Genomic DNA, 6507 nt, shown 5'->3' with positions numbered 1-6507 from the left:
GGTAGGGACGTGGTAGAGGTATAGCGTCTGCATCCGGTTGGCGTCGGGGTAAGTGTCGTTCAGCACCCACTCGTTGTTGGTGTGCGGGATGTAGGTGTTGTGGCCATTAACAGTCATAGCTTCCGCGCCGATGTGTTCGCTATTCTGGGTGTGATCCTCCATCAACCAAAAACCCCACTCCTTGCCGACGGGATTGGTCCAGGCCAGGATATGCCTCGGGCCGTCCCAGATAATGTGCGAAGTATTGCCGGAAGGATCGATGACGTAGCGGTCTTTACCCGTGTCGGTGTCCATCGTTACCATGCGGGTGATGAAGGGCGTAGTGGAGACACCGTCCTGCTCCTCGACTTTGTGCCGCCAGCGGTTCAGGAACAGCATCCGCTTGCTGTCGGGGCTGATAAGCAGGTGATTGAACCAGTGCCAATAGTTGTCTACCGACTCGCCCAGGTGCGGGATGGACGCCATTTCGCCCAGCGATAGCAGCATTTGGTGTTTTCCTGTTTCCAAATCCATTCGATAAATCCCAATTTCCTCGGGTGCTTTCATTTTTTCGTAGGGGTCGGCGATGCCCACATAGCCATAGCCGGGCCGCAAGTTCTGGATGCGGTTGAACTCGGTACCGACGGCAAATTCACCGTTGGGAGCCAGGGCATAGATGGCTTTGGGTAAAATGCGTTCCTTTCCAGTCTTGACATTGAGGACACGGCTCTTGAAGGCACCGTCAATTCGGTCGTTCCAGATAACTTCTTCGTTGGAATTAGGCAGCCATTGCAACATACAACCTTGCTGCCAGCCCCAGGCATTGGAGGTACCCAGCTTGCGCCATTTATTATTGTTTTTCAAATCAATCAGCCCAATTTCCAGTTGGTCGTCGGGGCCAGGCGTATGGCCTTCGAAGGGGGCCTGCATCCCAAGGACGTAGCGGCCGGTGGGATCAACCTGCAACTTATCGTAGTAGCCAAACCAGTGCGGGTTTTCGCCATCGGTGATGCGCTCGACAGGAAAATCCTCTTCGGGAAAGAAAACATTGGACGAAAACGCTGTCAGGCCGATGCCTCCTGCTAGGCTATTTTTTATAAAGTCACGACGGAACATCTTAGAGTTTAAAGTTTATGAGTTTATGAGTTTATGAGTTCTGTTTGTCAGCACTCGAAACTCTACTCCTTTTTTTGATAAAAAAAACACGGATTTCCGCTGCTAGGAAACCCGTGTTTATAAGAATTCAGAGTTAAAAAACTACTTGGATCTTTGCTATCTGGCTGAACATTGAACAAATCAACAATTACCTTGGTCTGCCGCCCGTAGCGGGGGCAGCCTGCTGGCCACCGCCATCGCCGCCGCCATCACCACCACTCTTGACGTCGTCGTTGTTGACGCTCTTGCGGCGACGGCGAGGTTGGTCGTCGAAACTCATCTTGCCCAATTTATAGGAGAAATTCACCCGTACGCCCCGCATATAGCGGTCGTTGATGCTCCTTTGGGTGAAAGTCGGGGTTTCCAGTTCCGTGTTGATTCTGAATGCCTTGGTGAGGAAGTTCTCGGTACTCATACCGATGCTGCCGCGCTTGTTGGCAAACTCCTTCTTCACGCCCAGGCTGTAAATGCGGAAGCCCGTCGAGTAGCCCTGCAACTGCACGTCGCGGCCCCGCGTGAAGCCGAAGCCCTGGATGCCCCAGCCCTTGGGCAACGTCAGGTTGGTGAACACGCGGCCCGAGGCCACGATACCCGAGTTGCTTGCCCCCAGCGAAGGGTCGTTGGAATTGTTGGCCAGATAAACATAATACGCATCGACACCGCCGCCGATCTGCCATTTGCCAAAGAGCGTGACGTTGCCGAAAACGTTGGCCCCGTAGTTCTGCTTCTGGCCAATGTTGCCGTAAGTGGTCGTGATGACGCCCTGTTCATTAGTGGTGCGGACGCTCTCGATGGAGTTGTTGGTATTACGGGCAAAAAGCGAGAAATTGATGTACACCGATTTCTTGAACCAGCTCGAACTAATCTCGTACTGGTCGGTCAGTTCGGGTGCCAAATCGGGGTTGCCCACCGTGATGTTTTGCGGGTTGGCGGCGTTGATATTGGGGTTCAGGAACTGAATGCCGGGACGCTGTAGGCGACGGTTGTAAGCGGCCTTTACCGTGCGACCGCCCTTGAAGGTTTTCGAGACGTTGATACTCGGCACCAGGTTGCCGTAGTTGGGAATGCTCAGGCCCACCTCGCCCTGCGTGGCGGCGATGGTCGTGTATTCGTAGCGGCTGCCGACTTTGAACGTATATTTGTTTTTGGTCGAGTAGGTGTAGGACAAGTAAGCCGCCGCTACATTCTGATCGTAAACCAGGCTGCTCGATTGCCGGGGCTGCGATACGTTGCTGTAGTAGGTGAAGTCGCTGTCCACCTGGCGGAAAATGCCCTTACCACCGAACTCGATAATCTGGTTTTTCTTGATGGGCGAGGTGTAGTCGAGTTGTACCGTACTTTCCTGGTTGTAGCTGGCATTGCGGTTTCCCTCCTGGCCCAAGAGCGTGGAAGAAGTACCCGAATCGAACAGGTCGGCGTCGAAGTCATTGGTGCGGTTGTTCCGGCTGTACTGCGTCAGGATGCTGAATTCCTGCTGCGGCTTTTTCAATTGGCGGGTATAGTCCACGTTCACATCCACCGTACCGGAAAGATCTTTCACATCCACATCGCGAAAAGAATTTTTGGCGGGCGTAGTACCGAATGAGTTGAGGGTGGAAATCCCCTGAGAACTCGTCGAGTTGCGGGTGCCGTAACGGACGCTGGCCGTGATGAACGACTTGTCGGTGATGTCCATGTCCCAGCCCAGGTTGTACGAGCCAAACCCGTAGGTATTTTTCGAGTCGGTCAGTTGCCGCACTGAGAAGGGAACGCCGTTCTTCATGCCTTCTTGCAAATTGTCACCCTTACCGATAATGTTGTAGCCGATGCGTCCGTAGCCACCCAGGTTGAAACCCATCTTGCCCGTGCGGTAGCCGCCACGCAGACCGAGGTTAGCCCCCCGGTTGCCCACGCCCGAATCGAAGTCGAGCGTTGCGCCTTGCAAGGTGTTTTTCTTGGTAATGATATTGATGATGCCCGCCGTGCCTTCGGCGTCGTACTTGGCCGAGGGCGAGGTAATCACTTCTACCGACTTAATCATGTCGGCAGGAATTTGCTTCAAAGCGTCGGCCACGCTGCTGGCCAGAATGGTCGAGGGTTTATTGTTAATGAGTACTCTCACGTTCGAGCTACCGCGCAACGACACGTTGCCGTCCAGGTCCACGCTCAGCATCGGTACCTTGCGCATCACCTCGGTGGCGTCACCGCCCTTGCTGGTAATATCTTTCTCGGCGTTATAGACCAGCCGATCCACCCGCTCCTCGATCATCTGGGTTTGGCCCGTGACGGTCACGGCGTTGAGCTGAATCACGTCGGGAACCAGCACGATGTCGTCCAGGTCGATGTTGGTGCGGCCGTCGATTTTAATTTTGTCGATTTGCTTGCCCTTGTAGCCAATAAATGAAAGCATCAGCTTATAATTGCCGTCGGCGAGGTTCTTCATCTGGAACTTGCCCTTATCGTCGGTCGTGGCACCGTCCACGGGGCGATTGGTTTTGAGATCGACTAGTGAAACGGAAGCAAACTCCACGGGCTGCTGCGACACGGAATCTTTGATTGTACCGCTGACTTTGCCGTTGCCCCGCGCCGAGTTATCGATCGTGCCGGGAATGTTATTGGTGGGTTCGGCCTGAGGGCGTCCCGCTCCCTCGGGCCGTTGGGCGAACGTAGCGGCGCTCAAGCCGCAAACAAGTAGAAAGGTAAGTGTGAATAACTTTTTCATAGCTAGTAGCTAAATGGATATTTTGAGTTTTGGAAAAAGGAAAAGTGCAATCCAGTTTGGTGTCCCTTTCCTAATGCTCAAAATAACCACCTTAACTCACAAGAGTTTTTGCCCAATAGACGAACGGACTGCTGACATAGACGAACGCCCGCTTTCAGCCGACGAATGCGATCATTCACTACCGACTACTACCTACCCCTGCGTTCATCGAGCGAATACCAGGTTTCATCTATGTTGCCCGGCAATTGGTCGATTCCAGCCCCGAACTTTGAAAAGTACTACGTAGTGTTGTTGTGAAAATTTTGGTACATCAAGAGGAATTGTCCATTGTCCATTGTTAATTGTTAATTAATTTGGAAACCTCCCGGAAATACATGCCCTGGCTGATCCACGTGTTGGTGTGGGCGCTGCTAGGTTCGATTTTGCTGTTGTGGCAGCCGCTTACCTGGCAAATCACCATTCCCACGCAGTTTTGGGTCAAACAAGGGGTGTTGTTCGGGCTGCTGCTGACCGTCTTTTATGTCAACACAAAAATCTGGATCCCCCGCCTGCTTTTCCAAAATCGCACAGCCTGGTTTATTCTGCTAAATGTGGCGGCGGTACTGTTCGTGTCGTTTCTGGTGGAGCGGGTCGAGATTTGGGTGAACCTTCGGGAAAATATGGAAGCGGCCTTCAAGGCGGTACGCAACTCGGGCGTGATGCGCCGAGAGGACTCGCTGGACTATTTTTCGCTGCTCACGGCCTTGATGATCATAGGCGTCAGTACCAGCGTAGCGGCGGTGCAGAAGTGGCAACACGACGCCGAACTGCGCCAAAAACTCGAACGCGCCAAGACCGAATCGGAGCTTTCGTTTCTAAGAGCGCAGATCAACCCGCACTTTTTCTTCAACACCCTTAATAACATCTATGCCCTCACCGTCATCGACGTGGAGGCGTCGCGCGAGGCGTTGCACAAGCTTTCGCGCATGATGCGCTACGTCCTTTACGACTCGCAGCAGGGAACCGTGCTACTCAGCCAGGAAATCGCCTTCGCCCAGGACTACATCAAGCTGATGCAGCTTCGCCTGACCGACAAAGTAACGGTGCAACTCACCCCGCCGCACCCGATGACGGACGTCCCCATCGCGCCCATGCTCTTTCTGCCCTTCATCGAAAATGCCTTCAAGCATGGCGTCAGCGCCACCCAACCCAGTCGAATCGAGATCGTTATTCGGCAGGACGGCCATAAAATTCACGTAGAAGTCAAAAACACGCTTTTCTCCGAAAAGAAATCCACCCACCTCGAAGAAAGCAACGGCATCGGTCTGGTCAATACCCGCCGCCGCCTCGATCTACTCTATCCCGGCCGCTACGAACTCGACGTACAGGAAGACCGCCGAGAAAATGAATATAAGGTACATCTCGAACTAGACGCCGCATGACGACGCTCAATTGCATTGCCGTGGACGATGAGCCGCTGGCTCTGGGATTGGTCTGCGCTTTCGTAGAAAAGACTCCCTTCTTGAATTTGGTTGGCCGCTATTCCAGCGCCGTGGAAGCTTTGCAGGGTCTGCACGAGTTGGATGTCGATTTGCTATTTCTGGACATCCAAATGCCCGACCTGACGGGAATCGAACTGGCGCGGGTGTTGGAAAAAGCGGCCGGGACAACGGCCCCGCGCATCGTCTTCACAACGGCCTTCAACAATTTTGCGCTCGAAGGCTTTCGCGTGGACGCGCTGGATTATCTGCTCAAACCCTTCAACTACGAGGAGTTCCTCCGCGCCGCCAGCAAGGCAAAGGCGTACTTTGAATTGGTTAAAAAAGCTGAAAATGGAACTTCAAGTACCGCTCCCGCTCCATCCCAAGAAGACTATCTGTTTTTAAAAGTAGAGTACCAACTTATCCGCGTGGCTTACGCCGACATTCTTTACATCGAGGGCTTGAAAGACTATGTGAAGGTTCACCTCCGAAACGAAACCAACCCTCTGCTTTCGCTCACCAGCCTGAAAAACCTGGAAGAAAAACTCCCGGCGCATCGTTTCATGCGGGTGCATCGTTCCTACATTGTCGGGCTGGAAAAGATTGAGGCTATCTCGAAAACCAGCATTCAGATTGGCGACGCTGTAGTTCCGGTTAGCGACCAGTATAAGGATGCTTTTTCGGATTATGTGAGTCGATGGACGTAACTTTGAGCATGAATTTGAAGCAAAAACAATTCCTCCACTCCGTCAAAGAAAGCCTCCGCGATAATACTTTCATCAAACTCAATCTCGGCGATTATCAGGGCCAGGAACTTGACCTGAAAAACCTTTTCCTAAAAAGGGTAATCATCAAACGTCAGGAAAAACTCTCCTTTCTGTACCGCTACAAGACTAGGGATATCACCAAAAATTATCTTTGGGAAGAAGCTCTCACCCTGCTAAGTGAACTACTCTCGGCGGATCAATTCCGGTTCGCGCATCTGTTCACTTTGACACAAGATGTAAAACTGCAATTTGCGGCGGGAGAATTTGGCCTAAACACTGAAAAGCCGAGTCTGTCGGAACTACCCTCGCTGGCGCACGACAAGCCTAAAAACCGCAAGATTGCCGCCCAGGGGAAGCCCTACCTGCACGCACTGAAAATCACCGATGCGCAGGGAAATGTCTATAAAAATGCCCAGGACAAGTATCGGCAGATTAACCATTACAT

The 6507-nt window shown here is 52.7% G+C and carries 5 protein-coding genes and 1 pseudogene; 4 read left to right on the top strand and 2 right to left on the bottom strand.

Features of this window, described 5'->3' with window-relative positions; genetic code table 11:
- Nucleotides 1–1095 (bottom strand): hypothetical protein (locus ACEW8P_RS05945; protein ID WP_373512184.1); only part of this gene is annotated, 1095 nt, incomplete at its 3' end.
- 187 nt (nt 1096–1282) lie between these two features.
- Nucleotides 1283–3835, bottom strand: a complete 2553-nt coding sequence (locus ACEW8P_RS05940) for a TonB-dependent receptor domain-containing protein (RefSeq protein ID WP_373512183.1) — start codon at nt 3833–3835, stop codon at nt 1283–1285.
- Nucleotides 3836–4000: 165 nt separating this feature from the next.
- Between ACEW8P_RS05940 and ACEW8P_RS05935 the strand changes: the two genes are divergently transcribed.
- The 4 genes and pseudogenes from ACEW8P_RS05935 to ACEW8P_RS05920 all read left to right on the top strand — a co-directional run.
- The gene (locus ACEW8P_RS05935) at nt 4001–4132 is read left to right on the top strand and encodes a hypothetical protein (RefSeq protein WP_373512182.1); all 132 of its coding nucleotides are present in this window, start codon (nt 4001–4003) and stop codon (nt 4130–4132) included.
- A gap of 77 nt (nt 4133–4209) precedes the next feature.
- Nucleotides 4210–5256: a sensor histidine kinase gene (locus tag ACEW8P_RS05930; RefSeq protein ID WP_373512181.1), complete on the top strand. Its 1047-nt coding sequence runs from the start codon at nt 4210–4212 to the stop codon at nt 5254–5256.
- The gene (locus ACEW8P_RS05925) at nt 5253–6002 is read left to right on the top strand and encodes a LytR/AlgR family response regulator transcription factor (protein ID WP_373512180.1); all 750 of its coding nucleotides are present in this window, start codon (nt 5253–5255) and stop codon (nt 6000–6002) included. Before ACEW8P_RS05930 ends, ACEW8P_RS05925 begins: the two co-directional genes overlap by 4 nt.
- Nucleotides 6003–6016: 14 nt before the next feature.
- Nucleotides 6017–6507, top strand: a pseudogene (locus tag ACEW8P_RS05920) (SAM-dependent methyltransferase); the annotation flags it as partial.

The sequence above is a fragment of the Persicitalea sp. genome (genome assembly GCF_041751555.1).
Classification (GTDB): domain Bacteria; phylum Bacteroidota; class Bacteroidia; order Cytophagales; family Spirosomataceae; genus Persicitalea.
The sequence above is the reverse complement of the archived record's forward strand: the minus strand, read 5'-3'. Positions and strand labels throughout refer to the sequence as shown.

Bases quoted from the DNA above. Each gene is read 5' to 3' on its own strand.
- ACEW8P_RS05940 (WP_373512183.1), bottom strand. From the start codon at position 3,835: ATGAAAAAGTTATTCACACTTACCTTTCTACTTGTTTGCGGCTTGAGC.
- ACEW8P_RS05935 (WP_373512182.1), top strand. From the start codon at position 4,001: ATGCGATCATTCACTACCGACTACTACCTACCCCTGCGTTCATCGAGC.
- ACEW8P_RS05930 (WP_373512181.1), top strand. From the start codon at position 4,210: ATGCCCTGGCTGATCCACGTGTTGGTGTGGGCGCTGCTAGGTTCGATT.
- ACEW8P_RS05925 (WP_373512180.1), top strand. From the start codon at position 5,253: ATGACGACGCTCAATTGCATTGCCGTGGACGATGAGCCGCTGGCTCTG.